General features: G+C 68.9%; 24 protein-coding genes. 10 read left to right on the plus strand and 14 right to left on the minus strand.

From position 1 onward, the window contains the following. The first annotated feature begins 56 nt into the window (after window positions 1-56). A complete protein-coding gene (locus HUA78_RS06700; RefSeq protein ID WP_141642960.1) occupies window positions 57-563 on the plus strand; it encodes a GNAT family N-acetyltransferase in 507 nt (168 codons plus the stop codon). Window positions 564-752: 189 nt separating this feature from the next. Beyond that, entirely contained in the window at window positions 753-1442 is a 690-nt protein-coding gene (gene nth / locus HUA78_RS06705) for an endonuclease III (RefSeq protein WP_371745516.1), read from the plus strand. A gap of 3 nt (window positions 1443-1445) precedes the next feature. On the opposite strand, the gene HUA78_RS06710 is transcribed toward nth, so the two are convergent. Beyond that, on the minus strand, window positions 1446-2726 hold the full coding sequence (locus HUA78_RS06710; RefSeq protein WP_174475904.1) for a phosphatidylserine/phosphatidylglycerophosphate/cardiolipin synthase family protein: 1281 nt from the start codon (window positions 2724-2726) through the stop codon (window positions 1446-1448). 143 nt (window positions 2727-2869) lie between these two features. Between HUA78_RS06710 and HUA78_RS06715 the strand changes: the two genes are divergently transcribed. Both HUA78_RS06715 and HUA78_RS06720 read left to right on the plus strand, forming a co-directional pair. Further along, on the plus strand, window positions 2870-5209 hold the full coding sequence (locus HUA78_RS06715; protein ID WP_141642957.1) for an acyl-CoA dehydrogenase: 2340 nt from the start codon (window positions 2870-2872) through the stop codon (window positions 5207-5209). A 68-nt stretch (window positions 5210-5277) separates the two neighbouring features. Then, window positions 5278-5793: an ester cyclase gene (locus HUA78_RS06720; protein WP_174457891.1), complete on the plus strand. Its 516-nt coding sequence runs from the start codon at window positions 5278-5280 to the stop codon at window positions 5791-5793. A 7-nt stretch (window positions 5794-5800) separates the two neighbouring features. Here HUA78_RS06720 and HUA78_RS06725 read toward each other — a convergent pair whose 3' ends face one another. Both HUA78_RS06725 and HUA78_RS06730 read right to left on the minus strand, forming a co-directional pair. Further along, on the minus strand, window positions 5801-6427 hold the full coding sequence (locus HUA78_RS06725) for a hypothetical protein (protein WP_174457890.1): 627 nt from the start codon (window positions 6425-6427) through the stop codon (window positions 5801-5803). 151 nt (window positions 6428-6578) lie between these two features. Further along, window positions 6579-7334, minus strand: a complete 756-nt coding sequence (locus tag HUA78_RS06730) for a hypothetical protein (protein ID WP_174457889.1) — start codon at window positions 7332-7334, stop codon at window positions 6579-6581. Window positions 7335-7496: 162 nt separating this feature from the next. On the opposite strand from HUA78_RS06730, the gene HUA78_RS06735 reads away from it, so the two are divergent. Next, complete coding sequence (locus HUA78_RS06735; protein WP_141642953.1) at window positions 7497-7955, plus strand: DUF3293 domain-containing protein; 459 nt, start codon at window positions 7497-7499, stop codon at window positions 7953-7955. A 132-nt stretch (window positions 7956-8087) separates the two neighbouring features. Next, window positions 8088-10025, plus strand: coding sequence for a bifunctional UDP-sugar hydrolase/5'-nucleotidase (locus tag HUA78_RS06740; protein ID WP_174475905.1), 1938 nt, complete (start codon window positions 8088-8090; stop codon window positions 10023-10025). A gap of 18 nt (window positions 10026-10043) precedes the next feature. Here the strand turns inward: HUA78_RS06740 and HUA78_RS06745 are convergent, their stop codons facing one another. From HUA78_RS06745 to HUA78_RS06770, 6 genes are all read right to left on the minus strand, one after another. After that, window positions 10044-10466: a hypothetical protein gene (locus HUA78_RS06745; RefSeq protein WP_174465135.1), complete on the minus strand. Its 423-nt coding sequence runs from the start codon at window positions 10464-10466 to the stop codon at window positions 10044-10046. Window positions 10467-10661: 195 nt separating this feature from the next. Continuing rightward, the gene (gene clpP, locus HUA78_RS06750) at window positions 10662-11270 is read right to left on the minus strand and encodes an ATP-dependent Clp endopeptidase proteolytic subunit ClpP (protein ID WP_141642951.1); all 609 of its coding nucleotides are present in this window, start codon (window positions 11268-11270) and stop codon (window positions 10662-10664) included. 142 nt (window positions 11271-11412) lie between these two features. After that, window positions 11413-12807, minus strand: a complete 1395-nt coding sequence (gene fumC, locus HUA78_RS06755; protein ID WP_174461035.1) for a class II fumarate hydratase — start codon at window positions 12805-12807, stop codon at window positions 11413-11415. Window positions 12808-12912: 105 nt separating this feature from the next. Further along, entirely contained in the window at window positions 12913-13257 is a 345-nt protein-coding gene (locus HUA78_RS47450) for an antibiotic biosynthesis monooxygenase (protein ID WP_174475906.1), read from the minus strand. Continuing rightward, window positions 13254-14444 carry a cytochrome P450 gene (locus HUA78_RS06765; RefSeq protein WP_174475907.1) on the minus strand — a complete coding sequence of 397 codons (1191 nt, stop codon included), beginning with the start codon at window positions 14442-14444 and terminating at the stop codon, window positions 13254-13256. The genes HUA78_RS47450 and HUA78_RS06765 overlap by 4 nt, the downstream gene beginning before the upstream one ends. Window positions 14445-14692: 248 nt before the next feature. Continuing rightward, window positions 14693-15043, minus strand: coding sequence for a PspC domain-containing protein (locus HUA78_RS06770; RefSeq protein WP_246137195.1), 351 nt, complete (start codon window positions 15041-15043; stop codon window positions 14693-14695). Between the two features lie 273 nt (window positions 15044-15316). Here HUA78_RS06770 and aceB point away from each other — a divergent pair, with 273 nt between their 5' ends. From aceB to HUA78_RS06785, 3 genes are all read left to right on the plus strand, one after another. Continuing rightward, window positions 15317-16942: a malate synthase A gene (gene aceB / locus HUA78_RS06775; protein WP_141647271.1), complete on the plus strand. Its 1626-nt coding sequence runs from the start codon at window positions 15317-15319 to the stop codon at window positions 16940-16942. Between the two features lie 49 nt (window positions 16943-16991). Next, on the plus strand, window positions 16992-18278 hold the full coding sequence (aceA, locus tag HUA78_RS06780; RefSeq protein WP_174457883.1) for an isocitrate lyase: 1287 nt from the start codon (window positions 16992-16994) through the stop codon (window positions 18276-18278). Window positions 18279-18479: 201 nt separating this feature from the next. Next, window positions 18480-18908, plus strand: coding sequence for a hypothetical protein (locus HUA78_RS06785; RefSeq protein ID WP_141647273.1), 429 nt, complete (start codon window positions 18480-18482; stop codon window positions 18906-18908). A 3-nt stretch (window positions 18909-18911) separates the two neighbouring features. On the opposite strand, the gene HUA78_RS06790 is transcribed toward HUA78_RS06785, so the two are convergent. The 5 genes from HUA78_RS06790 to HUA78_RS06810 form a co-directional block, all read right to left on the minus strand. Further along, window positions 18912-19163: a hypothetical protein gene (locus HUA78_RS06790; RefSeq protein ID WP_141647274.1), complete on the minus strand. Its 252-nt coding sequence runs from the start codon at window positions 19161-19163 to the stop codon at window positions 18912-18914. Window positions 19164-19263: 100 nt separating this feature from the next. Next, window positions 19264-19602 (minus strand): hypothetical protein, encoded by a 339-nt coding sequence (locus HUA78_RS06795; protein ID WP_141647275.1) that lies wholly within the window; start codon window positions 19600-19602, stop codon window positions 19264-19266. Window positions 19603-19665: 63 nt separating this feature from the next. Continuing rightward, the gene (locus HUA78_RS06800; protein ID WP_174475908.1) at window positions 19666-20949 is read right to left on the minus strand and encodes a TIGR04013 family B12-binding domain/radical SAM domain-containing protein; all 1284 of its coding nucleotides are present in this window, start codon (window positions 20947-20949) and stop codon (window positions 19666-19668) included. A 59-nt stretch (window positions 20950-21008) separates the two neighbouring features. After that, window positions 21009-22604 carry a serine hydrolase domain-containing protein gene (locus HUA78_RS06805; RefSeq protein WP_371745517.1) on the minus strand — a complete coding sequence of 532 codons (1596 nt, stop codon included), beginning with the start codon at window positions 22602-22604 and terminating at the stop codon, window positions 21009-21011. A gap of 162 nt (window positions 22605-22766) precedes the next feature. Continuing rightward, window positions 22767-24290 carry a pyridoxal-dependent decarboxylase gene (locus HUA78_RS06810; protein WP_174475910.1) on the minus strand — a complete coding sequence of 508 codons (1524 nt, stop codon included), beginning with the start codon at window positions 24288-24290 and terminating at the stop codon, window positions 22767-22769. 152 nt (window positions 24291-24442) lie between these two features. Here HUA78_RS06810 and HUA78_RS06815 point away from each other — a divergent pair, with 152 nt between their 5' ends. Next, window positions 24443-25876, plus strand: a complete 1434-nt coding sequence (locus HUA78_RS06815) for a hypothetical protein (RefSeq protein WP_254623595.1) — start codon at window positions 24443-24445, stop codon at window positions 25874-25876. Window positions 25877-25879: the final 3 nt, after the last annotated feature.

Raw genomic sequence — 25879 nt, forward strand, 5'->3', positions numbered from 1 at the left:
CAGCCCCCTGGGTCTCTCTGGCCCTCGGTCCGCATCCATGAAACCGTGTGCCCCGCATGAGTACTGACGAACTGCGACTGCGCCCCATTCAGCCCCAGGACGACAAGCACATCGCCTCCATCATCCGCGCGGTGATGCCGGAGTTCGGCGCGGATGGCCCCGGCTTCGCGCTGCATGACGCGGAGGTCGACACCATGTCCGCCGCCTACGCGCACCCCCGCCACGCCTACTTCGTGGTGGAGCGAGCGGGCCGCATCCTGGGAGGAGGTGGCATCGCGCCACTGGAAGGCGGCGACCCCAGCGTGTGCGAGCTGCGCAAGATGTACTTCCTGCCCGAGGCCCGAGGCTTGGGAGTGGGCGAGCGCATGGTGCGCCGCTGCCTCGACTTCGCGCGCGAGGCGTTCTTCCACCGCTGCTACCTGGAGACCCTCGCCTCGATGACCCAGGCCCAGAAGCTCTACCGGCGCCTGGGCTTCACCCCACTGTGCGCGCCCCTGGGAAGAACCGGGCACTTCGGCTGCGACCACTGGTACGCGCTGGACCTGACGAAGCCGCCCGGCTGACGCGCTCCCCTGCCCTGCCACCGGGCAGGAGGCACCCGCGGACCCGTTCCCGTGAAGGTCCTCATCTTCCCTCGAAACCCAGGGAGGAGAGGGATGGCGACGACACCCCGGAATCGCCGCGCGACAAGCCGTCAGGCACCGTCCCGGACCAGCACGCGAACCGTGCGAGCACGTCCGGACAACACAGGCGTGGTCACCGAACCCGAGCCACGCGCCGACAAAGTTCCCTTCGACATCGACGACGTGCTGGCGCGAGTGCGCGAAGCGGTGAGCGACTTCGCGGACGCGGCGATGTTCGCGCTCGCGGCGCGCGGCCACGACAGCCTCTTCGAGCAGCTCGTCGCCTGCATCCTCTCCATCCGCACCCTCGATGAAGTGAGCCTGCCCGCCGCGCTCGCATTGCTCCAGCGCGCCTCCACCCCCGAAGCGCTCGCGAGCATGCGCCCCGACGACCTCGACGCCCTCATCCGCCCCGTCACCTTCCACGAGGCCAAGGCACACCAACTCCACGCCATCGCCGTGCGCACCCGGGACGAGTTCGGCGGAAAGCTGCCCTGTGACGCCCAGGTGCTCCAGTCCTTCAAGGGCGTGGGCCCCAAGTGCGCGCACCTGGCGCTCGGCATCGCCTGCGGCCACGAGGCCATCAGCGTGGACATCCACGTGCACCGCGTGACGAACCGCTGGGGCTACGTGAAGGCCGGCTCACCCGAGGCGACGATGGCGGCCCTGGAGACGCAGCTCCCGCGCAGGTACTGGGTGGAGCTCAATCGCCTGCTGGTGCCCTTCGGCAAACACGTGTGCACCGGCTCACGGCCCCGGTGCTCCACCTGTCCCGTGCTCGAGTCCTGTCGTCAGGTCGGCGTGACGAACCCGCGCTGACCGTCAGCGGTCATGGCCCACGAGCTGCGTGGCCCTGCGAGCCAACCGTCGCCACGGGTTGGTGCGGCCCCCGTTCTCCAGCGAGATTTCCTTGGAGACACGCAGGTCCTTCGCCCAGCAGCGCTCCATCTTGCGCACGAACTCCGCGTCGTTGATGACGAGCGAGCCCTCGCCCAACTTGTTGAGCGACAGCGAGTCCATGTTGGTGGAGCCCACCACGGCGAGCCAGTCATCCACGAGCATCGTCTTCGCGTGCATCATCGACGGCTGGTACTCGTAGATGCGCGCGCCCGCGTCCAGCAGTCGCTCGTACGTGGAGCGCTGCGAGGCACGGATGACCTTCACGTCATGGATGGGTCCGGGTCCCAGGATGCGAAGCTCCACGCCCTGCCGGCACTTCTCCTCCAACTGCTCCAGAATCTCGTTGGGCGGAGAGAAGTACGCGTTGGCGATCCAGAGTCGCTCGCGCGCGGCGGCGATGACCATGCGCACCATGCGCTCCGCATCCGTGATGCCCAGCTTGCCCGAGCTCTCCACGAAGCACGCCTCCGAGTCACCCACCAGCGCGGGCTCCGGGAAGGTGCTCGGAGGCAGCAGTCCGCCGCCCGACTCCTGCCAGTAGCGCGAGAAGGAGAGCTGCATCTCGCGCGCGGCGGGGCCCTCGACACGGACGCTCGTGTCGCGCCACTCCTCGGGCGACTGACCGTTGCCCTCCCAGACCTTCCAGAAGCCAAAGCCGCCCGTGTACGCGATGCGTCCGTCGATGATGACCAGCTTCTGGTGCGTGCGCCCCAACAGGCGCCCCATCACCTTGCCCGCGAGCAGCCGGTAGTAGTGAACCTCCACCCCGGCCTCGCAGAGCACCTTCTCCACCTTCTGGTCGAAGTCCTTGTCGCCGCTGAGCTCCTCACTGCCCACCGGGTCCACCACCACGCGGCACGCGACACCCGCGCGGGAGCGCTCCACCAGCGCCTCGATGATGCGGTCCGACACGTCACACGGCCGCCAGATGTAGACGAGGATGTGGACACTCTCCCGCGCCGCGTGGATGTCCTCCAGCATCCGGTCGAACACCGCGCCGTTGTCGAGCAGCTCCAGCCGGTGCCCCGGCATCAACGCGGCGCCGGTGGACTGGTACAGGGAGAACGAGAAGCCCTGGGGCCCGGGGGGCAGCACGAAGGGGCCATGCATCTCGTGCCTGCCGCGCTCCCTGGCGCCGTCAAAGCCGTGGGCGCCCGGCTGGGGCAGAATCTCCGTCTCCGTGAGGTCCTGGGGCTCGTCCATGACGTGGCAAGCTAGGGACACTCTCCGGCCCCGGCATGCAGGGCCCGCCCGCCTGCCCGACAGCCGAGTGCTCTCTCCCATTGCCGCCCGGCGCCATGCTGTCCACACTGCGCCCGTTCCCTCGCCTGCTGGAGTGTCGACTTATGGTGGAAGAGATTCGTCCAACCGCGAAGGAGCTGCTGTCGCTGCCGCGCCTCGCGCCGCTGGTGCCCATGCTGTACGTGGCCTGGACGGACGGAGAGCTGACACCCGCGGAGATACGGATGCTCGGCAACGCGGCCCGCGCCCAGCCCTGGCTGGACCTGCGCTCCACCTCCGTGCTCGCGCGCTGGTTGGACCCGCTGCTGCCGCCCACCTCCAACGAGCTGGCGCTGGTGCGCGAGCACATCCGCGCCGCCGCCACGCGACTGGCCCTCAGTCCCCAGGACAGCCTCGCGGAGCTGGGCGCGAAGCTGGCCGAGCTGGTCTCCGGCACGAAGGAGCTGCCCCCGTCCGTCCCCGAACTGGTGCGCGCGCTGGCCTCCGTGGAGGCGGTGCTGGGTGTCTCCAGCCGGGACGCCGTGCGCGCCCTCGTCCCCTCCGCCGCGCACGAGCCACGCCGCATCGGCCCCACGGAGCCCACGTCCTTCGCCCCGGAGGCACTGCGCGCGGTGCTGGACCGCAAGTACCCAGAGGTCCGCTCGAAGGTGCGCACGTGGCTGGAGGACCCGGCCTTCCGCCAGCAGCCCACGCAGGACACGGCGAAGCAGCGCGAGCAGGTCTTCGACTGGCTCAAGCAACTGGCGGACGAGGGACTGGGCCGCATCGCCTTCCCGGAAGGTGACGAGGCGGGCGCGGACCTGGGCGCCTTCATCGCCGCGTTCGAGACGCTGGCGTTCTTCGACATGAGCCTCGTGGTGAAGGCGGGTGTCCACTTCGGCCTGTTCGGCGCGAGCATCCTCTTCCTCGGCACGGAGCGGCACCACCGCGAGTACCTGCCAAAGGTCGCCACGCTGGAATTGCCCGGCTGTTTCGCCATGAGCGAGCTGGGCCACGGCTCCAACGTGCGCGACGTGGAGACGGTGGCGCGCTACGACGCGGAGGCCGGGAACTTCCTCGTCCACACGCCGTCGGACTCCGCGCGCAAGGAGTGGATTGGCAACGCCGCGGTCCACGGCCGCATCGCCACGGTGTTCGCGCAGCTGGAGGTGGGCGGCAAGGGCCTGGGCGTGCACGCCCTCCTGGTGCCCCTGCGCGATGAGCGCGGCAGGCTGCTGCCCGGAGTGCGCATCGAGGACTGCGGCCGGAAGATGGGGCTCAACGGCGTGGACAACGGCCGCATCTGGTTCGACCACGTGCGGGTGCCTCGGGAGAACCTGCTGGACCGCTTCGGCCAGGTGAGCGCCGACGGCGAGTACACCAGCTCCATCTCCAGCGACGGGCGTCGCTTCTTCACCATGCTGGGCACGCTCGTCGCGGGGCGGGTGAGCGTGGCGTGCGCGTCGCTGAGCGGGGCCAAGAGCGGGCTGACCATCGCCGTGCGCTACGCGGACTTGCGCCGGCAGTTCGGTCCTCCGGGCGCAACGGAAGTCCGGCTGTTGGACCACCAGACGCACCAGTTGCGCCTGCTGAGGCCGCTGGCGAAGACGTACGCGCTCGACTTCGCGCTGGAGTACCTGGTGGAGCGCTACGTGAAGCGCACCGAGGAGGACTCCATGGAGGTGGAGGCCCTGGCGGCGGGTCTCAAGGCGTATGCCTCGTGGAACGTGACGGCGGTGCTCCAGGAGGCGCGCGAGGCGTGCGGAGGCCAGGGTTATCTGGAAGCCAACCGGCTGCCAGGATTGAAGGCGGACACGGACATCTTCACGACGTTCGAGGGCGACAACACGGTGCTGATGCAACTGGTCGCCAAGAGCCTGCTGACGGACTACCGGCAGCGCTTCGAGGATGACCGCGTCTTCGCGGTGCTCAAGCTCATCGCCGACAGGGCGACGTCGGTGGCGGACCGAAACCCCATCGCGACGCGGCGCACCGGCAGCGAGCACCTGCGCGACGGCGACTTCCAGCTCCGGCTCCTGCGCTACCGCGAGGAGGACCTGCTGGCCTCGGTGGCGAAGCGGCTGCGCAAGCGGATGTCCGCGGGCGTGGAGGCGTTCAGCGCCTTCAACCAGGTCCAGGCACACCTGGTCGCGCTGGCGCACGCGCACATCGAGCGGGTGGTGCTAGAGCAGTTCCTCCACGGCGTGGCGGCGGTGAAGGACGAGGGGCTCAAGGTCGTCCTGGGACGGCTGTGCGACCTCTATGGCCTGTCGTGCCTGGAGTCGTCGAGCGGCTGGTTCCAGGAGAACGGGCTCATGGAGGGCAACAAGGCCCTGGCCATCCGCAAGGAGGTCGTGAAGCTCTGCACGGAGTTGCGTCCGGACGCGGTGGCGCTGGTGGATGCCTTCGGCATTCCGGACAGCTGCCTCGCCTCGCCTATCGGCCTGGGGCACCTGTCGCCCTGATGTGCGGTGAACACTCGGGGACCTCGGGGGGCTGACGGCCTGGGCGGCGCTGCGCAGCTTCCCAGGCCATGAAAAGCCCCACGACGACGATGTGGCTCTGCGTGCTCGGAATGCTGTCCGCGTGTGCGTCCGTGTCTCCGGTGGAGCGCGCCGCCGCGCTGGAGGAGCAGAACCGCCAGCAGGCGCGACTGCTCACCGAGGAGCTCTACAACCTGCGCAAGCTGGACCGCGTCGCGGAGCTGTTCTCCGAGGACTACGTGGACCACTCCACGGGAGCGCCCACGGACGTGGTGGGCCCGGCCGCCGTGCGCCAGCAGGCCGAGGCAACGTTCCAGGCCTTCCCGGACCTGCGCTTCGACGTCCTCCACGTGGTGGCGGACGGAGACATGGTGCTGGTGCACTGGAAGGCCGAGGGCACGGACGTGAAGCACCCGGACGACACGGGCAAGCCCCGTCCCCTCGCGCTGAACGGCCACTCGCTCTACCGGATGCGCGACGGCAAGGTGGTGGAGTCCTGGGACATCTCCGACCGCCTCGCCCCGCTCCTGCAACGCGGCTACAGAATCGTTCCGCCCCAGCAGTGACGTGGCGTCACTGCAGGACGGCGGGCGCCTGGAAGACCTCGCCGTCGCGGCCCTCCACGCGCAGGCTGGCGCCGTCGGCGGGGCTCACCTTCAGCTCCACGCGAGGCTGACCCCGGCGGTCCACCAGCATCAGCCCCGGCGAGCCGTGCTCATCCGCGCCCAGAATCGCGCGAGGCCGCCCGTCCGCGTCCGCCAGCTCCAGCCGCGAGGAGCCGTCCACCTGGAGCCCCACCGCGAACAGGTCCACGCCACCGGGCTTGGACAGCGTCAGGCGCGGCGCTTCATCCGAGTACACGGTGAGTTCGGCCAGGGACTCGCCCCCGGCCGTGGAGAAGCGCAGCCGGGGCGAGCCATCCACCGCCACGCCCAGCAAGGCGCGCGGACGTCCCGCGCCGTCATGGAGCACCAGCCCCGCGGCGCCCGAGTCATCCAGCCCCAGCGAGGCCCGGCGCTGGCCCTGGGCATCGTTGAGCACCAGGCGCGAGGCCACCAGCTCTCCCCCCAGCGTCGGCGCGGGCTTCAACGCCGCGGTGCCCAGCCCCACTCCCGCCAGCGCGAGCGCCGAGAAGGTGAGTCCCTGCAACCGCCGACAGCGGCGCTCCAGTCGCTCCAGCCGCGCATCCACCGAGTCCATCTCGAGCCTCTTTCTGACCGGACCCTGCACGCCCGGAGCCGGGCAGGTTAGCGGAAGAAGGACGGGCGCGCGCCCCACACCCAGAGACAAGGACCATCATCCACCCACCGAGCCCAGGACAGCCGTTGCCCGGGCCCGAAGGGAAGCCACGTCAGATGTCGACGTCGCTCGAGTCGGCGGTGTTGTAGTCCCGCACGTCGCGCCGGATGGAACGACCGCGGCCGAAGAGGAAGCCCAGCTTGAACTGGACGAAGCCTCCCTCGAAGCCCGCGCCCAGCTCCGAGCTGGAATCCGTGGTGTTGAACTCACCGACGATGGGGACGGAGATGCCCACCTCGGGCATCAGCCGGAAACCCTCGGTGACGCGCAGCGCGTAGCCCACCGAGGCGCCCACGCTCAGGAGATTTACCGCCGCGTTTTCGGTGGAGCTGCCCGCGGCGATTCGCGTCGCGGACACGCGAGGCCCCAGCACCAGCTCCGAGCCACCCGCCGTCTTGAAGCCCACCAGCAGGGGCACCGCCACGTTGACGTAGCTGCCAATGGCGTCGTCGACGTTCCCCAGGAAGACGCCCATCACCGAGGGCGCCAGGGAGATGGCCAGGTTCGGGTCATCGGGGGTGGTGAGCAGGAACTTCGACTGGAGTTCGGCCAACGACGAGCCGAAGCGCACGCCCAGGTCCACGCGCTCCGTCACGCCGAAGCGCGCCGCGAGGTCGATGTGTGGATAGTAGATGCCAGCCGCCCCGCTCTCACCAATGACGGCGGCGCCCCCGACGCCCGGCTCGATGGCGAACTGGAACTTGCCCGCGCCCAGCGTGTCGGCTGTCTGGACATGACTCACCGAAACACAGCCGGTCCCCCCCAAGCCCCCGCACAGCGCGGCGACGACCACGGCACGACGCATCATCTGGATCCGCCCCACGTCCAAACGCCCCCTCATTGGAACGTTGCGAGGGCTCCCGACGTTGAGGGGTTCTGAACATTCACCGGGAATATCCAGACACCTTTTTGCCAGAACCTGTCGCCCCCGGGGCTGACAGCGGGGTGTCGGCAACGCGAGAATGAGGCGATGAGACAGCTCGACCAGGAGCGGTTGCTGGGAGCCTACCGGGCGACGCGGTATGTCATTCGCCCCCATGGTTCCACGGAAGGCGTGGAGCAGGTGCTGCGAGTTGGAAGGCTGCACCCCGCCCTCGACGCCGCCCTGGCGGCACGGGGGCATCGGGAGTGGGCCTTCCTGACAGCCTGGAATCCGGGTTCGCGCCCTCGGGGCAAGGACGAGAACCAGCGCGCGCAGGAGCGGCTGACCTCCCAGCTCATCGCGGGCGGCTGGGTGGTGGCGCCCGCCATCGGTGAGGCGGAGGACGGGAGCTGGTCCGAGCAGAGCCTCTTCGTGCCGGGCCTGCCCCGCGCGGAGGCGGAGCGCTTCGGCCGCGCCCACGGACAGGTCGCCGTCCTCGTGGGCCGCACCGGGGGGCCCGCGGAGTTGCTGCTGTGCGGCGGCGAGGCGCCGCCACCCGCTCCTTGAAGCAGGGCGATGAGTCGCAACCCCGTGTCGAGACGAAGTCGAGGCGCGAGCTTCACCGTGCCGCCATGAAGGGCGCGCCATCCTCCACGAACCTGAGTAGGCTCCCCCTCCCCGTTCGTTGGAGTTCCGTCGATGCCTCAAGCCACACCGCGCTCGTCACTTCCGGGAGCGCGCCCCAGCGTCTTCCTGCTCGCCGGAGCGTTTGTCACCGGCATGTTCCTCTTCGCCCATGGCGGCTGCGGAGGTGACGAGTGCCAGGACGCCGCCGACTGCCGTGAAGACAACGGCACACCGGCCGAGGGAAAGGAGTGGGTCTGCGACGACAAGCGCTGCGAGCAGCACCCCGTCCTGCAGCCGCCTCCGGACGCGGGGACACCCGACGCGGGGACACCCGACTCGGGGACACCCGACGCGGGGGCGCCCGACGCGGGGAGACCCGACGCGGGGACTCCCGACTCGGGTCCCACCACGGTGAGCGTGCAGGTGCTCGCGTTCAATGACTTCCACGGGCAGCTCGAGGAGCCCGCGAGCCAGATTCTGGCGGGCGTGGCCCCCGACGGTGGGCCGGTGCGGGTGAACGCGGGCGGCGTGACGTACTTCGCCCGGCACATCGCGGCCCTGCGGGCCACCAATCCGAACACGGTGGTGGTGGCGGCGGGAGACCTCATCGGCGCCTCGCCGCTGGTGTCGGCGCTCTTCCACGACGAGCCCACCATCGAGGCGATGAACCTGATTGGCCTGGACCTGGTCGCGGTGGGCAACCACGAGTTCGACGAGGGCAGCACGGAGCTGTTGCGCATGCAGTCGGGCGGCTGCCACCCGGTGGATGGCTGCCTGGACGGGGATGGCTTCCCGGGCGCGAAGTTCAAGTACCTGGCGGCCAACGTGGCCACGGGCGTGGACCGCACGCTGTTCCCCCGCTACGACGTGCGCGAGTTCGAGGGCGTGAAGGTGGCCTTCATCGGCATGACGTTGGAGAACACGCCGGAAGCCGTCATACCCACGGGCGTGGCGGGGCTCACCTTCAAGGACGAAGTGCAGACGGTGAACGCGCTGGTGCCGGAGCTGCGGCAGCAGGGCATCGAAGCCATCATCGTGGTGGTGCACCAGGGCGGCAATCCGGCCCCGGGCTCGCTGGTGAACGAATGCAAGGGCGCGGGTGCGGACGGCCTCATCTCAGGTGCCATCGTGGGCATCGCCAAGGGCCTCAACGACGCGGTGGATGTCATCGTCAGCGGCCACACGCATCAGGCCTACAACTGCGTCATCGATGGCAAGGTCGTCACGAGCGCCTCGTCGATGGGGCGGCTCGTCACGGACATCGACCTGACGTTGAGCAAGGCGACGGGCGACGTCGTGGGGGCGCGAGCGAACAACGTCATCGTCACTCGCGACGTGCAGGAGGTCGGCGCGGTGAAGGAGCTGGTGACGAAGTACCAGGGGCTCGTCGAGCAGCGGGCCAACCGGGTCATCGGCTGGGTGGCGCAGACGCTCAGGTCACAGACGGACTCCGCGGGCCAGTCCACCCTGGGCTTCGTCGTCGCGGACTCACAGTTGGAGGCGACGAAGCCCGCGAACCTGGGTGGGGCGCAGGTGGCCTTCATGAACTCGGGCGGCCTGCGCGCGGACATCGGCCAGGGAGAGGTCACCTACGGCGAGGCCTTCACCACGCAGCCGTTCGGCAACAGCCTGGTCACCGTGACGCTGACGGGCGCGCAAATCGAGCAACTGCTGGAGGGGCAGTGGCAGCCGTCGGGAGCCACCATCATGCTGCTTCCGTCGGCGGGCTTCACCTATGCGTTCAGCGCGTCGGCGCCCATCGGAAACCGCGTCGACCCGGCGTCCATCCGGATCAACGGCGTGCCAGTGAGCCTGACGGCGGAGTACCGCGTCACCGCGAACAACTACCTCGCGAGTGGGGGTGATGGCGTCGAGGTGCTCCCCGAGGGGACGAACCGGCTGGGTGGCGCCGTGGACAGCGACGCGATGGAGGCCTACCTGAAGGCGCACAGCAGCGCGGCGAGCCCCTTGCCCGCCCCGGCGTTGAATCGCATCACCGCGCTGCCGTAGCGGCCGGCTCCGGCCGCGTCAGGGGACGGGTCCTCGCCCCTGACCGCCGGAGGGCACGTCCTCTCCCCGTCCGGGGACGTTGTCGGGGGTGGTGGTGGAGCCCGGGAGGATTTCAATCTCCTGGGCGCGCGTCACCCGGCGGGCAATCTCGTCGAACTCCAGCTCCACGCCCCGGCCGGGCTTGTCCTTCAAGCCGAAGCGGATGCGCCAGAGGTTGGGGCGGATCTCCACGGCCTCGCCGGCCTGGGCCAGGACGAAGCTGTTGTTGCGGGCGTATTCCTCACCGGCCTGGATGACGTCGCGCTCGCCCAGCTCCGCCTGCACGGAGGCCGAGGAGGGGGGAACGGGCGGGCGACCGGTGGGCCCCACGCAGCCCACTCCAAGCAGGATGGCGGCGGGCAGCAGGAGTCGACGGAGGGTGCGCGAGCAGGGCCAGGACATGTGTCCAAGTTTGGGCATCGGCCAGGACACTCGCAGCCAAGGGAGCGGGCACGGCGGCGTGCGGGTTTCGCGCCTGCTCGGTGCACCAGCGGAGGGCCTGCGCGCGGCGGGGGGCGGAATCAACGGGCGGAAGCCAGGGCACCCACCCGGCCCCCGCTCCGCCATGAGAGCGGGGGGCGGTGCGACGACGCGCCGTTACTTCGCGGACGGGGACGGAGAGATGATGCGCTGCTTCTCCACGACTTCGTCGATGAGGCCGTACTGCCGGGCATCCTCGGCGCTCATGAAGTAGTCGCGCTCGGTGTCCTTCTCGATGCGCTCGACGGTGTGGCCCGTGTGCTTGACGATGAGGCCGTTGATGTAGCTGCGCAGGCGGAGGATTTCCTTGGCCTGGATGTCGATGTCCGTGGCCTGGCCCTGAGCGCCGCCGAGCGGCTGGTGAATCATGATGCGGCTGTTGGGCAGGGCGTAGCGCTTGCCCTTGGCACCGGCCAGCAGCAGGAGGGCGCCCATGGAGGCGGCCTGTCCCACGCAGATGGTGGACACCGGACACTTCACGTACTGCATGGTGTCATAGATGGCGAGGCCGGCCGTGACGGAGCCACCGGGCGAGTTGATGTAGAGGTTGATGCCCTTGTCGGGGTCCTCGGACTCGAGGAAGAGCAGCTGGGCGACGATGATGTTGGCCACGTCGTCGTTGACGGGCGTGCCCAGCATGATGATGCGGTCCTTGAGGAGCCGGCTGTACAGGTCATACGCCCGCTCGCCGCGGTGCGTGGTCTCAATGACGAAAGGGACGTTCATGGCTCCCCTACCCTAATCGTCCTGTCGCCCTCGCGCCCGCTCGTTCTTCCCGCAGCGTGAGCTGGCCCACGGTTGGGACGGGGGATGGCCCCCCGGATGCCCCTCGGTGGGGCGTCCGGGCGGGGTGTAGGACACGGGCGGCCTACAGGCCGGTCATCTTCTCCGGGCGGACCCATTGGTCGAACTGCTCGGAGGTGAGCAGGCCCAGCGCCACGGCGACCTCCTTGAGCGTCTTGCCTTCCTTGTGGGCCTGCTTGGCGATTTTCGCGGCGTTGTCGTAGCCGATGTGCGGGTTGAGGGCGGTGACGAGCATGAGGCTGCGCTCCAGGTTCTCCTGGATGCGGGCGCGGTTGGGTTCGATGCCGACGGCGCAGTTGAGCCGGAAGCTGCGCATGCCGTCCGCGAGCAGCCGGCAGCTCTGCAGGACGTTGTGGATGATGAGGGGCTTGAAGACGTTGAGCTCGAAGTTGCCGGAGGCGCCGCCGATGGAGACGGCGACGTCGTTGCCCATGACCTGGGCGCAGAGCATGGTGAGGGCTTCGCTCTGGGTGGGGTTCACCTTGCCCGGCATGATGGAGCTGCCCGGCTCGTTCTCCGGGATGGTGATTTCGCCCAGGCCGGAGCGGGGGCCCGAGGACAGCCAGCGGATGTCGTTGGCGATTTTGAAGAGGACGGCGGCCAGGCCCTTGAGGGCGCCGTGGGCCTGGACGAGCGCGTCGTTGGCGGCCAGCGCCTCGAACTTGTTGGGGGCGGTGACGAAGCCGAGGCCGGTGAGGCGGGCAATCTCCTTCGCGACGCGCTCGGCATAACCCTTGGGGGCGTTGAGGCCCGTGCCGACGGCGGTGCCACCCAGCGCGAGTTCATGCAGGTGCGGCAGCGTCCGCTCCAGGTGGGAGCGCGCGAGGTCCAACTGGGCGACGTAGCCGCTCAGCTCCTGGCCCAGGGTGAGGGGCGTGGCGTCCTGGAGGTGGGTGCGGCCAATCTTCACGACATCCATGAAGGCGCGGGACTTGTCGGCGAGGACATCGCGCAGGGCCTTCAGTTCGGGGAGGACGTGCTCGACGAGGGAGGTGGCGGCGGCCACGCTCATGGCGGTGGGGAAGACGTCGTTGGAGCTCTGGCCCTTGTTGACGTCGTCGTTGGCGTGGACCTTGCGGCCCTCGCCGCGCTCTCCGCCGAGCAGCTCCGAGGCGCGGTTGGCGAGCACCTCGTTGGTGTTCATGTTCGTCTGGGTGCCGCTGCCGGTCTGCCAGACGGACAGGGGGAACTCGGCGTCGTGTTTGCCGCCGAGGACTTCATCGGCGGCGCGGACGATGGCATCGCCCTTCTCGCGAGCCAGGCCGCCGTTCTCCACGTTGACGAGGGCCGCGGCCTTCTTGACGAGGACGAGCGCGCGGATGAGGCCGGGGGGCATGCGCTCGGTGGAGATGGCGAAGTTCTGGAGGCTGCGCTGGGTCTGCGCGCCCCAGAGGCGGTCGGCGGGGACTTCGATGGGGCCGAAGGTGTCCTTCTCGATGCGAACGTTCTGGGTGCTCACGCGCGGGGCTCCTGGCGAAAAGTGTCCGTGAGCCCACGAATAACAGGCTGGAGCCGTTGGCACCCGGAAGGTGTGTGGACCGTCGCTCCGTGAGCAATCCGGGTGTCAGCCGTGAGCCCGTCGGCTGTCGTCGGGGGCCTGCTCGCGCTCGTGGGGTCCGTAGTCGCGAAGGACCGTGGCGACGCGCAGGCGGTAGTCGGCGAAGACGGACTCCCGGCCCCGGGCCTGGGCGGCGCGGTGGGCCTCGAGCTGTCGCCATTGCTGGACGGCGGCCTCGTCCCGCCAGAACGAGAGGGAGAGCAGCCGGTCTGGCGAGGACAGACTCTGGAAGCGCTCGATGGAGATGAAGCCGTCGATGCGAGCCAGCAGCGGCCGGAGCTGGTCGGCCAGGTCCAGGTACTCACGCTGTCCGTCGGAGCTGAGCCGGGCCTCGAAGATGACGGCAATCATGGTTGAGCCTCCGGGAGGACAGCAGCGGCGAACACGGGGATGCGAGAGTTGAGTGAGGGCATCCACGCAGCCCCGAGGACGGCCGCCCGAAGCGCGCGAAGGTCCGAAGAGAGCAGCGACAGAAGAGCGCCGTGAGCCATGGACTTCGCGAGCCCATCACCCGGGCAGGCATGAGCGCCCGCGCCGAAAGCAAGTGCCCGGGGATGTGCCCGGTGGAGGTCGAACCGCTGCGGTTCCGGATGAAGGGCGGGGTCACGGTTGGCGGCGGCGAGGACGACGAGCACGGCATCCCCGGAGGCCATGGCCTGTCCGGCGACAACGGCGTCATCGGCCAGGAACCGGCGGGTGTTCTGGACGGGGGACTCGAACCGGAGCACCTCGTCGAGAAACGAAGGAAGCAGCGACACGTCGTCCCGCACCTCCATGAGCAGCGAGGAGTCCGTGAGCAGGGCGCGAAGGGCCTGCCCCAGCAACCCCGCCGTGGCGTCATGCGTCTGCAAGAGCAGGCCGATGGCATTGGCGACCACCACCTCCGAGGAGTCCTGGGAACCCAGCGAGGCCGTCTCGTGGGCCAGCACAGCCAGGGAGCCGCCGGACGAGCCCGGTGCGAGCTGGGCCTCCAGCGCGGAGCGAAACACCGAGAGCAGAGACCGCGCGGCCAAGGTCGCGGGCCCCAAGGTGTCCGGGTGGGCGCCGGGAACGATGCAGCGCACGAAATCCCGCGTCCAGGAGGCGACCTGGGGAAGCGACTCGGAGGAAAGCCCCAGCAGCTCACCGAGCACGTACACCGGGAGCAGAAAGGTCAGCGTGTGACTCGGAGCCGAAAGCGAAAGCTGTCGGGTCCAGCGCCCGGAGGCCTCGATGACCTGAGGCGGCGCCCACGTGCGCAGCAGCGCGACGAGGGCGCGCCGTGCGAAGGCGTGAGAGGAGCCGTCGTTCATGCGAGCAAGGCGTCGGAACACCTCGCCGGGAGCCGACCCGAGCAGGGCGCGAGGAACCGGTTCGGAGACAGGACGGACGCGACAGGAGGGGTGGGTGAGCACCGCCTGAACGGCCTCCGAGCTGGAGGCGACCCACAGGCGAAGGGAGTCATCCCAGTACAGGGGTCGTCGGGAGACGAGGTCCGCGTAGAAGGGGTACGGGTCCGGGTGGGTCGCGGCGGCGATGGGGTCCAGAGGGGGTGACATCCGGAGTCCTCGAACCGCCGTGCACGCCGGGATGGAGTGCGAAGCGGTGAGGAGCTTCTACGGGTCCCCGAGGACGAACGTTTCGGTGCGGACCGAAATGAGCCGAAGGGTGTGCACCAGCGCCATGTGACGCAAGGGAGCGGGACGGCCGGCGTGGGGGGCCCCGTCCGCTGACGGGGGGACCCGCGCCGAGCCGAGGGGCCCGCGAGCCGTGTCTACCGTGGCCGCGGGCCCGTGAATCCGCGCCCTCAAACCCGGCGCTCGACCCGAGAAGCTTCCGACTGCCCGAGTCCCGACAGCCACTCCATCGTGCGCTGCAGCGGGGCCTGCCCCACCGGAGACGAAGGAGTGAAGCCCCAGAGGAGCAGATAGACGAGGGGCAGCGTGCCGCCGGAGAACAGGGTGGCGATGACGAGCGCCACGCGGACCAGCGCCACGTCGATGCCCAGCTCGCGAGCCAGCATCGCGCACACGCCCGTCAGCGCCCGTCCTTCCACACCCCGGTGAAGCCGCTCCCCTCGCGTCCCGCAGCGAGGGCACTTCGCCGCTTCCGCCCTCATCTCCTCCGCGCATCCCGAGCACCGCTTCATCGCGTCCATGACCTGTCTCCCCAGAGGGGCAACCCCCTTGGCGTCAAGCACCCTCATCCCTACCTACGCACCCTGGCGTCGCTGATTGCATCCCTTCCGCCCGCCGCCCCCTCCCCGCCAAACCCGCGCCAAGTCTGTTGATTTACAGATTTAATCCGGCGGGTGTTGACAGCATTACAGCCAAGCAGGCACAAATTGACCGACACTTCCTTTCCTCCCTCGGAAGATCCATTTTTCGACCCGTCGAAGTTGATTTACAACGCAGCAAGCCAAGGAGTCGAGATGACCGCGGATGCCCCCTCCTCGAAGACCCCGGCCTTCAGCGCTGGCGTGGCCGTCAAGGGGCCGTGGCACCCCGATTACGCCGAGGTCCTCACCCCGGCCGCCCTCGATTTCGTCGCCCGCCTCGCCCGCGCCTTCGGCGAACGCCGTGAAGCCCTCCTGGAGCGCCGCAAGACGGTCCAGGCGTCCTGGCGCAAGGGCGAGCGTCCCCACTTCCTGCCGGAAACGAAGGCCATCCGGGACAGCCACTGGACGGTGGCTCCCCTGCCTCCGGACCTCCAGGACCGCCGCGTCGAAATCACCGGCCCCGTGGACCGGAAGATGATCATCAACGCGCTCAACTCCGGCGCGAACGTCTTCATGGCGGACTTCGAGGACGCCAACAGCCCCACCTGGGACAACGTCGTCCGCGGCCAGCTCAACCTCCGCGACGCCGTCCGCCGCCGCATCTCCTTCACCGCCGACGGCGGCAAGCACTACGCCCTCAACGAGAAGCCCGCCGTCCTCTTCGTGCGTCCTCGCGGCTGGCACCTGCCCGAGCGCCACGTCGAAATCGACGGCAAGCCCATCTCCGGCTCCCTCTTCGACTTCGGCCTCTTCTTCTTCCACAACGTCCGCGAGCAGCTCGCGCGGAACACCGGCCCCTACTTCTACCTGCCGAAGATGCAGAGCCACCTGGAGGCCCGCCTCTGGAACGACGTGTTCCTGCTCGCCCAGGACACCCTCGGCATCCCTCGCGGCACCATCAAGGCCACCGTCCTCATCGAAACGCTCCCCGCCGCCTTCGAGATGGACGAAATCCTCCACGAGCTGCGCGAGCACTCCGCCGGCCTCAACTGCGGCCGCTGGGACTACATCTTCAGCTTCATCAAGACGCTCCAGTCCGACACCAGCGTCGTCCTCCCGGACCGCGGCCAGGTCACCATGGACAAGGCGTTCCTCAACGCCTACTCCCAGCTGCTCATCCAGACCTGCCACCGCCGCAACGTCCACGCCATGGGCGGCATGGCCGCGTTCATCCCCATCAAGGGTGACGCCGCCGCCAACGAGGCCGTCCTCGAGAAGGTCCGCGCCGACAAGCTCCGCGAGGTGAAGAACGGCCACGACGGGACGTGGGTCGCCCACCCCGGCCTCGTCGCCCTCGCTCGCGACATCTTCGACGCGAACATGAAGGGCGAAAACCAGCTCTCCAACAAGCGCGAGGACGTCCGCATCACCGAGGCCGACCTGCTCAAGGTCCCCTCCGGCACGCGCACCGAAGAGGGCCTGCGCCACAACCTCCGCGTCGGCATCCAATACACCGCCGCCTGGCTGGGCGGCCTGGGCTGCGTGCCGCTCTACAACCTGATGGAGGACGCGGCCACCGCCGAAATCTCCCGCGCCCAGGTCTGGCAGTGGATTCACCACGGCGCCCCGCTCGACGACGGCCGCAAGGTGACCACCGCGCTGTTCCAGACGCTGCTCGCCGAGGAGATGGCCGAACTGGAGCGCGAAGGCGTCCAGCAGCGCTACGGCGCCGACCACGTGACGCGCGCCCGCGAACTCTTCGAGCGCCTGTCCACCGCCTCCACCTTCGAGGACTTCCTCACCCTGCCCGCCTACGCGGCGCTGGATGCCACTCGCTGAAACCTTTCGTTCTTCTTCAACCCTTCACCGCCGCACCGAGGAGCCTGCGATGTACGACGCCACCACGACGACCCCGGATGCCACTCCCCACGCCAAGCTCCACGCTCGACGCTTCGAGGGCATCACCCGCAACTACACCGACAAGGACGTGCTGAAGCTGCGTGGCACCCTGCCCATCAGCTACACGCTGGCGGAAGTCGGCGCGAAGCGGCTGTGGGAGCTGCTCCACACCGAGGACTACATCAACGCGCTCGGCTCGCTCACCGGCAACCAGGCCGTGCAGATGGTCCGCGCGGGCCTGAAGGCCATCTACCTCTCCGGCTGGCAGGTCGCCGCCGACGCCAACTCCGCCGGGCAGATGTACCCGGACCAGAGCCTCTACCCGGTGGACAGCGTCCCCACCGTGGTGAAGAAGATCAACAACGCCCTGCGCCGCGCGGACCAGATCGACCACGCCGAGGGCAAGAGCGACCGCTACTGGTTCGCCCCCATCATCGCCGACGCCGAGGCCGGCTTCGGCGGCCCGCTCAACGCCTTCGAGCTGATGAAGAGCATGATTGAAGCCGGCGCCGCGGGCGTCCACTTCGAGGACCAGCTCGCCAGCGAGAAGAAGTGCGGCCACATGGGCGGCAAGGTCCTGGTGCCCACCAACCACTTCATCCGCACCCTCACCGCCGCGCGCCTCGCCGCCGACGTCATGGGCGTGCCCACCCTGCTCGTCGCCCGCACGGACGCCGACAGCGCCAAGCTGCTGATGAGCGACTCGGACGAGTACGACCACGCCTTCATCGACCGCAAGAACGGCCGCACCTCCGAGGGCTTCTACCGCCTCAACGGCGGCCTCGACTGCGCCATCGCCCGCGGCCTCGCCTACGCGCCCTTCGCGGACCTGGTGTGGTGCGAGACCAGCACCCCGGACCTCGCCCAGGCCAAGAAGTTCGCCGAGTCCATCCGCGCGAAGTTCCCCAACAAGATGCTGGCCTACAACTGCTCGCCGTCCTTCAACTGGAAGAAGAACCTGGACGACGCCACCATCGCCAAGTTCCAGCGTGAGCTGGGCGCCATGGGTTACAAGTTCCAGTTCGTCACCCTGGCCGGCTTCCACGCGCTGAACCACTCGATGTACGAGCTGGCCCGCAAGTACAAGGACCGCGGCATGGCGGCCTACAGCGAGTTCCAGCAGGGCGAGTTCGGCTCGGAGAAGGACGGCTACACCGCCACGCGTCACCAGCGCGAGGTCGGCACCGGCTACTTCGACCAGGTCGCCGAGGTCATCTCCGGCGGCTCCGCCAGCACCCTGGCCCTGCACGAGTCCACCGAGGCCCACCAGTTCTAATCGGGCGCCTTTTTCGCTGATCCATCCGAAGGCCGTGGACCTGGGGCACCCTGCCCGTAAGTCCGCGGCCTTCGGTCGTTTTTCTGGCCAGCGGGCAGGCTCCGCGCGCCTGGACGCAACTTCCCGGGGCTTCGGGCGATAATGTGTGCAGACCTCCGAGAATCGCGCTTCGTGCGCCCTCGGTTTGCCAAGGAGCCCACCATGAGCCGCATCAACAACCTCACCGGTCCTCGGGTCCAGGTCCCCACGCCGCAGGCCAACGCCGCGGCCTCGCGCGCGGGCTTCGGCGCGGTGATGCAGCAGCACAACAACAACATGATGTCGGCGGCGAACCGCCCGGGTGATCCGCTGATGTCCACGGGCGGTCTCGTGGTGCAGTCGGCGCTCAACTCCGTGGGCGGCTCCTCGCACGGCGGGCTGCTGAACTCCTACCTGTCGGCCGTGGGCCGTCCCCCCGTCGCCAAGGACGCCAGCTCCGCGGACGGCGCGCAGGCCGCGTCCACGCCGGCGGCGGGCTCCAAGGAGGCGGAGGAGCAGAAGGTGATGATGGAGTTGGCGGAGCTGTCCGCCGCGACGCTGAGCAACTCCATCTTCCACATGGGCAACCGCACGAAGGTGTCGCTGGATTAGTCGCTAGCGCTTCTTCGTCGTCTTGCGCTCGGCGCGCTTGAGGTACTCGGCGCGCTGGCCCTGCTGGAGGTCCCCGGCGCCATCATACGGATGGCCCACCTCCGTGCGCTGACCGCCGTCCTGCCCCGTGATGTCGTTGAGGAACTCGGCGCGCCCCTCGGCGGGCACCCGGTCTCCATCCGCCTCCGGGTCCTTCTGCTTCTCGGGGTCCAGGGGGATTCCGAGCGGCGTCTGGAGATACTCCTTCGGGTCCATGGGGTCGCTCCTTCGAGGGTGCACTCAGCCCGTGACTCGAAGGTGGGGACGACGGGACGCTTCGCGCAGCCAGAGAGCCGGCGAGCAGCCCCCCGTCACCTTAGTTGAGGTACTTCGGGCGAGGAGGCGTCGCGGGCTGCTGACGCATCATCTCCAGGCCCTGGCGCGTGAGGATGAAGCGCACCACGCCGGAGCCGCGCTCCGTCTCGATGTCCGCCTCGAAGGCAGGACCGGCGATGCCGCCGAGCGCCACGTCCTTGCGCAGGTTGCGCACCTTGCCGCTCAGCATGTCCCCGGCGACGTCCTTCGCGCCCTCGCCTCGCTCGTGCAGTTCGTACGCCGTCTGGTGCAGCGTCATGGCGAGCGAGGGCGTCAGCGGCTGGGAGCTGAAGAGGACGGAGATGAGCAACCAGTAGGGAGGGGTCTCGTCGGAGGACATCGCGCACCCATCCTAAGCGCCTGAGCGCTCGCGGGCCCGAGGAAGTGACGCGGGCAAGGGACGCTAGCCCGCCCGGGGCCTTCGTCGCGAGGCGATGCCCTCCGCCAGCGCCACCTGCTGCTTCCAGTGGCCATACAGCCGGCCCTGGGAGGCGAGCGTGTCCAGCTTGCGCTGCGTCTCCTCATCCACCCGCCCTGGCGCGGCGTCGCGATAGGGCGTGCCGGGCAGCGGCATGAAGGTGTGTCCGTGGACGCGCGCGCCCAGCTTCCCCAGCTTTTCCATCAGGGAGACCGTGGCCTCCACGTCCTCGGGCGTCTCGCCGGGGAGGCCGAGGATGAAGTCCACGTTGGGCACGAAGCCGCCCTCCACCGCGAGCCGCGTGGCGCGCACCACCGTCTCCACGTCATGGCCGCGGCGCGTGGCCTGGAGGATGCGCTCGGAGCCGGACTGCCCTCCGATGATGAGGTTGTCGTTGTGGACGTAGCGCTTGAGGACCGCGAGCGCCTCCGGTGTGATGTGCTCGGGACGGACCTCCGAGGGGAAGGTGCCGTAGTACACCCGCCCATCGGGAGCCATGGCCTCGCGCACGGCGGCGAGCAGCTCCTCCACGGCGGCCAGGTTCATCGTCTCGTCGGCGGTGCCGTAGGACATGGACGTGGGCGTGATGAAGCGGATGTCCCGCCGCCCCGAGCGCCGCAGCTCGCGGGCCCAGTGCGCGATGTTGGCCACGGAGCGATGGCGGAAGCGCGCCTTGCTCATGAAGGGCGTCTGGCAGAAGCGGCACGCGTAGATGCAGCCGCGCGTAATCTCGATGGCGCCAAACATGGCGTGACGGGCCGCGAAGGGAGGGAAGTCGTCGAGCTTCACGCCCTCGCCCCGGCCGTGCTGCACCAGCTTGCCGTCCTTCAGGTGGGCCACGCCGTGCGTGTCACGCGGGTCTTCTCCGCGCTGCACGCGCCCGAGCAGCTCGCGCAGCGAGTACTCGCCTTCCCCAATCGCGATGAGGTCGAAGCCGGCCTGGAGCGTCTGGACGGGCTCGGCCGTCGCGTGGACTCCGCCCGCGATGCAGAGGACGGAGCGGCCCTCCAGTCGCTCGCGCACCCACGCGAGTTCCTCCGCGGAGACGGCGAAGCTGGCGGAGTAGAAGGACCACGCGGCCACCACGGTGTCGCCCGCGTCGGCGCGCTCCTTCACGGTGGAGAGCAGGGTCTCCCTGTCGCGAGGGAAGAACAGCTTCACGTCCGCGAGCGCGGGGTCGGATTCGACGGCGCCCGCCAGCACGGTGAAGGCGTACTTGCCCGGGTACTGATAGCTGAGGACGAGCGAGATGGGACGGTGCGGCACCATGAGCGTCCACCATGATGCCACATGGCCCCAGCCGCGAGGACTCCGAGAGAGCAGGCGACTCAGCGCGCGGAGGGCGCGGGCCGGACGAGGTCGAGCACCTTGCCGGTGAACTCGGAGAACTCCAGGGCCTCGTCGGGAACGCGCTCATCGGAGTCCGACATGCGCACGGCCACGAGGTCGTACTTCGGCAGCACGAGGACACGCTGTCCGCCCTGGCCAATCGCCGCGAAGCCGCTGGGCGGGCCCTCCACGTTCTGTTTGAAGTTGTAGGGAGCGGACTTCTCCATGAAGTCAGTGAGCAGGGAGGCGTCTCCCAGCTTCTCCACGAACGTGGCCAGGAACACGCCCTGCGGAACGGGGCGGTCCGCGAGGTCCCGCAGCCGGGCCAGCGGCGCCTCGGGGAAGCCGTTGCGCCGAGCCTGCTCCAGCATGTCCGTACCGAGCGTGACGGACATGCCCTGCTCGTAGAGGAGCCACCAGAGCAGTCCCGCAGTGGGCGTGTGCGGCTGAGAGGGAGCACCGCCCAACGCCTGGATGTACGACGCGCTCAGGACACGCTGGCCCTTCCACGTGCCGCCCTGGAGCAGCATCTGCCCCACCTTGGCGAAGTCCACGGGATGGAGCTGCAGGCCCGCCATGCCCACGGGGTTGCCCGACGGGTCCTTGTCCCAGCGGAAGTCGCGGATGCCGAGCGGAGTGAAGAGCTTCCGCGCGAGATACACATCCATCTTCTCGCCCGACGCGCGCTCCACGATGCCCGCGACGAGATTGGTGGCCTTGTTGTTGTACGCGTGCTTGCTGCCGGGCTCGTCCACCACCTCGGAGTCCAGCGCGTAGCGCACGAAGTCCTTGGACTCGTAGATGTCGAAGGCGGTGCGATTCGAGGCCAGTCCCGACGTGTGATTGAGCAGGTGCTTCAGCGTCACCTTGCCCTTGAGGCCGTCCTTCCACTCGGGGAAGAAGGTGGAGACCGGGGTGTCCACGGACGGAATCTTCCCCTCGTCTATGAGCAGGCCGATGGCCAGCGCCACCATGCCCTTGGTGGCGGACATGGCCTCGATGCGATGCGTCTCGCCGCCGAAGTACCACTCCCCCACCAGCTTGCCGTGACGCAGCAGCACGAGTCCCGCGGAGCCCGACTTCTCGGCGGCCTTCAGCAGCTCCGCCAACGCGGGTTCGGACAGTCCCGCTTCGCGCGGAGAGCTTCGCTCCAGTCCAGCGCCCACGCCCCAGGCGTGCCGAGCCTCCAGCGCGTTCTTCCGGGCGCGCTCCACCAACGCGTCGTAACCCGGCAGTGTGCGCAGCGAGGCCAGCGCCTTGGCGTGAAGCAGGCCCGCCGGGTCGGCCAGTCCCTTGTCGAGCGCCCGCTCCAACCAGGTCATGGCCATGGCCGTATCGCCCGAAGCAGCGGCCATGCCCGCGGCGGCGCGAGCCACCTCCTCGAACTGGTGTCCCGCATCCCACACCTGTCGCAGCTCGGCGTGCCCCTTCGCCGCGTCCCCCGCGTGCTGGGCCATCCAGGCCCGCGTCATCGCGGCGCTGGCCTCTGGAGAAGACACCGTCGAGGCCGCGGCGGCCGATGGAGGAGAGACCGGCTGGGAGTGGGCGCAAGCCAGCAGCGCGCAGAGCGGCAGGAACAGGGCACGTCGTGACACGAAGGACTCCAGGAGAGCGACGGGGGTGTGGGGTACCGCGACAACCAGTTGCCTGGCTGGCGAGAGAACGCTTCGCCTTCCGTCGCATTTCATTACGCCGTGTAAAGGGACACACGGACGTGTCCCCTGGCGCGCGCCCCTCGGCCGTGTTCCTGGAGGACGTCAGCCGACGGACGACGCGAGAAGTTCCCACGCGGCGCGTACGTGTCGCTCCTGCGTCATCGAAGCCCCGATGGCCATCCGCAGCACATAGCGAGCAGGCGTGCCCTCCACCGCATGCAGCACGGTGTGTGAGAGGAACATCTTGCCCGAGGCATTCACCCGCTCCAGCAGCTCCCGGTTGCGCGCGTCCGTGGCCTGAGGAGGCTCGCCAGGGAGCGGCTTCAAACGGAAGCACACCAGTGACAATGAGCGGGGCACGGCCACCTCGAAGCGCTCATCCTCGGACACCCACGACTCGAAGCGCTCCCCCAGCCGCACGTGCTCACGGATGTGGGCCCGCAGACCCTTCGCGCCATAGTGACGCAGCACGAACCACAGCTTCAGCGCGCGGAAGCGGCGTCCCAGCGGCACCTGCCAGTCGCGGTAGTCGATGACAGCGCCGCTCGCGCTCGCGGCGTTGCGCAGGTACTCCGGCGTCACGCTGAGCGCATCGAGCAGCGCCTTCCTGTCGCGCGTGTAGAAGGCATTGCAGTCGAAGTTGGTGAGCAGCCACTTGTGCGGATTGAACGCGAGCGAGTCCACCCCGGACATGCCATCGAGCAGGTCCCGGTGCTCGGGGCACACCAGCGCCGCGCCCGCCCAGGCCGCGTCGACATGCAGCCAACCGCCCGACGCACGCATGGGCGTGCGGGCCATCACCTCGCCCACCGCGCGAACCGGGTCCGCGGCGCCCGACGACGTGCTCCCCACGGTGGCGCACACGAAGAAGGGCACGCGCCCCGCATCGAGGTCCTCGCGGATGGCGCGCTCCAGCAGTTCCGGCCGCATCCCGTAGCGGGCACTCGTCTCGATGAGCCGCACATGCGTCGTGTCCTCGGCGCCATGGGCCACTCCGCACAACATGGCCGCCTTGAGCACGGAGGAGTGCGCCTGCGTGGACGCATAGGCCACCCACTCGGAATCAGCGGGAGCACCGTGACGACGGGCGCGCTCGCGAGCGGCCACCATGGCGACGAGCGTGGCCTCGCTCGCGGTGCCCTGGATGACGCTGCCCCCGGTGGCGGAGGTGGAACGGAAGTCCTCGAGCAGGCCCGTCAGCTCCGCGAGCCAGTCGAGCACGCGCGTCTCCAGCTCCGTCGCGGCGGGACTGGTGGACCAGAGCATTCCCTGCACACCCAGGCCCGCGGACAGCAGCTCTCCGAGTACGGCGGGCCCGGAGGCATTCGCCGGGAAGTACGCGAAGAAGGACGGTGACTGCCAATGCGTGAGCCCCGGCAGGATGATGTCCTCCAGGTCCTTGAAGATGCCTTCCCAGCCGGCCTCACCCGCGAGCCCCTCCTCGGGAGGATGCTCGGGCAGCTTCGATGCGACGCCACCAGGCGCCACCTGGGAGCGCACCGGGAAGGACTCCAGCCGCGCCTGATAGTCGGCAATCCAGTCCACCATCCGGTGACCGAGCTTCCGGAACTCCTCCGGGCTCAGGTGGGGCACGCCTCCATCACCGCCAGTCGAGTCATCGCGCATGCGCGGTTCCTGACACGGGCCCCGTGAAGCTTCAAGCGACGCACAGCGCCATCCTTTCAGGAAATGCACTTATTCACGTTTTCCCAACATTGATATGGGAAGAGTCATGGTTTGCTCGGGGCATGACTCCAGACACCACGAGACGTGCTCCGATGTTTCGAGGGCTCGGCCTGTACGGCGTGCTCGCGCTGACCTTCGCCGCGCTGTGCTGGCCCACACAGGCCCACGCGCAGGCGTGGTCCCTGACGAGCGCACAGCGGCAGGCGTTCCTCCAGTACTACGCGCCCGTCATCCTCAAGCGCGGCAACGGGAACGATGGGCGGCACGGCTATGACTGGGTGACGAACTTCGACTTCGACCGGGATGGGAACTTCTCGAACAACAAACTGAACTGGAAGCAGATCCCCCAGTACGTCGACGCGTCTCGTACAGGCCCCAGCGCCTATGACGGTTGGCGCATCCGGCCGACGCTGTACACGTCGCTCATCGAGTTCATGGACGGAGGCAAGAACCTCGTCCTCATCTACCACGTGTATCACGCGCTCGATAAGAACGCGGCCGGGGACTACCAGCTCCACGACTGGGAGCGGGTGGAGCTGCTCGTCCAGAACGTGGTGGGCAACCCGGGCAGTGGTGAGTCCGTTGCTTACGGAGTGGTGACGCAGCACAAGCGCAACGTCGTGCGCCGTGCGGGGCACGTGGACCTGAACTTCATGCAGACGGCCACGGGCAAGCACCTGCTCATCTGGCAGGCGGAGTGGTCCGACAAGCTGGCGGCGGCGCATGGGCAGGAGCTGCGCTTCTGCACGGACCCCTATTCGTTCTTCGCGGGCCGAATGGCGAGCGCGGGCAAGGCGGAGGCCGGGGTCAACAACGATGGTAGGAAGAACGTGCACTACGCCTTCGTGCCGGAGGGCTCGGCGGACGCGGTGGCGGAGTTCGGCGCGCGGGCGCTCACGTATGCGACGGCGGACGCGCTGGCGAGCCGCTACGACAACGGGAAGACCGTCACCTGGCCCAACGTGAAGCGAATCACGTATGAGCTTCAGGACCTCGCGGACATCCTGCCCACGCACTGGCAATACGGCGGCTACACGACGCACTGGAAGGACACGTCCCCCATCGACTTCTGGCTGGAGAGCGCCATCGTCAACGAGGCGGGACAGGCGGAGGTGAGCGCGGGGATGCAGCGCTTCTTCCCGCAGACGCGAGACATCGAGAACGAGGATGACCGCGAGGGCTACATCGCGAAGAAGTGGCTGCTGGGCACGTTCGAGCTGAACGACAGCGCGTCCGACTTCGGCGGGGGTGGCTCGAACGCGTTCCACGACAATGCCTATGCCAGCAGCGTGGCGGACTCTCGCGGCCAGACTCGGGCGAGCGCGAGCGGCTACGGCACGTCACCGGGTTCCTTCTGGTGGCAACACGACTACTTCGTGCACACGGGCTTCACGGACTCGACGGACGGCGTGGAGCATGGCTTCTGGCTGCCGGGCGCGTGGTACTCGCCGACGAGCGGGGGCTTCGACGGGCGCTGGGTCCAGCTTTTCGAAGACCGGCCTGGCCTCGAATCAGGGCAGCGCTGAGCC

Source organism: Myxococcus sp. CA033 (genome assembly GCF_013336625.1).
Taxonomy (GTDB): domain Bacteria; phylum Myxococcota; class Myxococcia; order Myxococcales; family Myxococcaceae; genus Myxococcus; species Myxococcus llanfairpwllgwyngyllgogerychwyrndrobwllllantysiliogogogochensis.

Bases quoted from the DNA above. Each gene is read 5' to 3' on its own strand.
- HUA78_RS06765 (WP_174475907.1), bottom strand. From the start codon at position 14,444: ATGTCACCCCCTCTGGACCCCATCGCCGCCGCGACCCACCCGGACCCG.
- HUA78_RS06740 (WP_174475905.1), top strand. From the start codon at position 8,088: ATGCCTCAAGCCACACCGCGCTCGTCACTTCCGGGAGCGCGCCCCAGC.
- HUA78_RS06730 (WP_174457889.1), bottom strand. From the start codon at position 7,334: ATGATGCGTCGTGCCGTGGTCGTCGCCGCGCTGTGCGGGGGCTTGGGG.
- HUA78_RS06715 (WP_141642957.1), top strand. From the start codon at position 2,870: ATGGTGGAAGAGATTCGTCCAACCGCGAAGGAGCTGCTGTCGCTGCCG.
- clpP (WP_141642951.1), bottom strand. From the start codon at position 11,270: ATGAACGTCCCTTTCGTCATTGAGACCACGCACCGCGGCGAGCGGGCG.
- HUA78_RS06710 (WP_174475904.1), bottom strand. From the start codon at position 2,726: ATGGACGAGCCCCAGGACCTCACGGAGACGGAGATTCTGCCCCAGCCG.
- HUA78_RS06720 (WP_174457891.1), top strand. From the start codon at position 5,278: ATGAAAAGCCCCACGACGACGATGTGGCTCTGCGTGCTCGGAATGCTG.
- aceA (WP_174457883.1), top strand. From the start codon at position 16,992: ATGTACGACGCCACCACGACGACCCCGGATGCCACTCCCCACGCCAAG.
- HUA78_RS06745 (WP_174465135.1), bottom strand. From the start codon at position 10,466: ATGTCCTGGCCCTGCTCGCGCACCCTCCGTCGACTCCTGCTGCCCGCC.
- HUA78_RS06795 (WP_141647275.1), bottom strand. From the start codon at position 19,602: ATGTCCTCCGACGAGACCCCTCCCTACTGGTTGCTCATCTCCGTCCTC.
- HUA78_RS06735 (WP_141642953.1), top strand. From the start codon at position 7,497: ATGAGACAGCTCGACCAGGAGCGGTTGCTGGGAGCCTACCGGGCGACG.
- HUA78_RS06725 (WP_174457890.1), bottom strand. From the start codon at position 6,427: ATGGACTCGGTGGATGCGCGGCTGGAGCGACTGGAGCGCCGCTGTCGG.
- HUA78_RS47450 (WP_174475906.1), bottom strand. From the start codon at position 13,257: ATGATTGCCGTCATCTTCGAGGCCCGGCTCAGCTCCGACGGACAGCGT.
- aceB (WP_141647271.1), top strand. From the start codon at position 15,317: ATGACCGCGGATGCCCCCTCCTCGAAGACCCCGGCCTTCAGCGCTGGC.
- HUA78_RS06815 (WP_254623595.1), top strand. From the start codon at position 24,443: ATGTTTCGAGGGCTCGGCCTGTACGGCGTGCTCGCGCTGACCTTCGCC.
- HUA78_RS06810 (WP_174475910.1), bottom strand. From the start codon at position 24,290: ATGCGCGATGACTCGACTGGCGGTGATGGAGGCGTGCCCCACCTGAGC.
- HUA78_RS06800 (WP_174475908.1), bottom strand. From the start codon at position 20,949: ATGGTGCCGCACCGTCCCATCTCGCTCGTCCTCAGCTATCAGTACCCG.
- HUA78_RS06785 (WP_141647273.1), top strand. From the start codon at position 18,480: ATGAGCCGCATCAACAACCTCACCGGTCCTCGGGTCCAGGTCCCCACG.
- HUA78_RS06770 (WP_246137195.1), bottom strand. From the start codon at position 15,043: ATGGACGCGATGAAGCGGTGCTCGGGATGCGCGGAGGAGATGAGGGCG.
- HUA78_RS06700 (WP_141642960.1), top strand. From the start codon at position 57: ATGAGTACTGACGAACTGCGACTGCGCCCCATTCAGCCCCAGGACGAC.
- HUA78_RS06790 (WP_141647274.1), bottom strand. From the start codon at position 19,163: ATGGACCCGAAGGAGTATCTCCAGACGCCGCTCGGAATCCCCCTGGAC.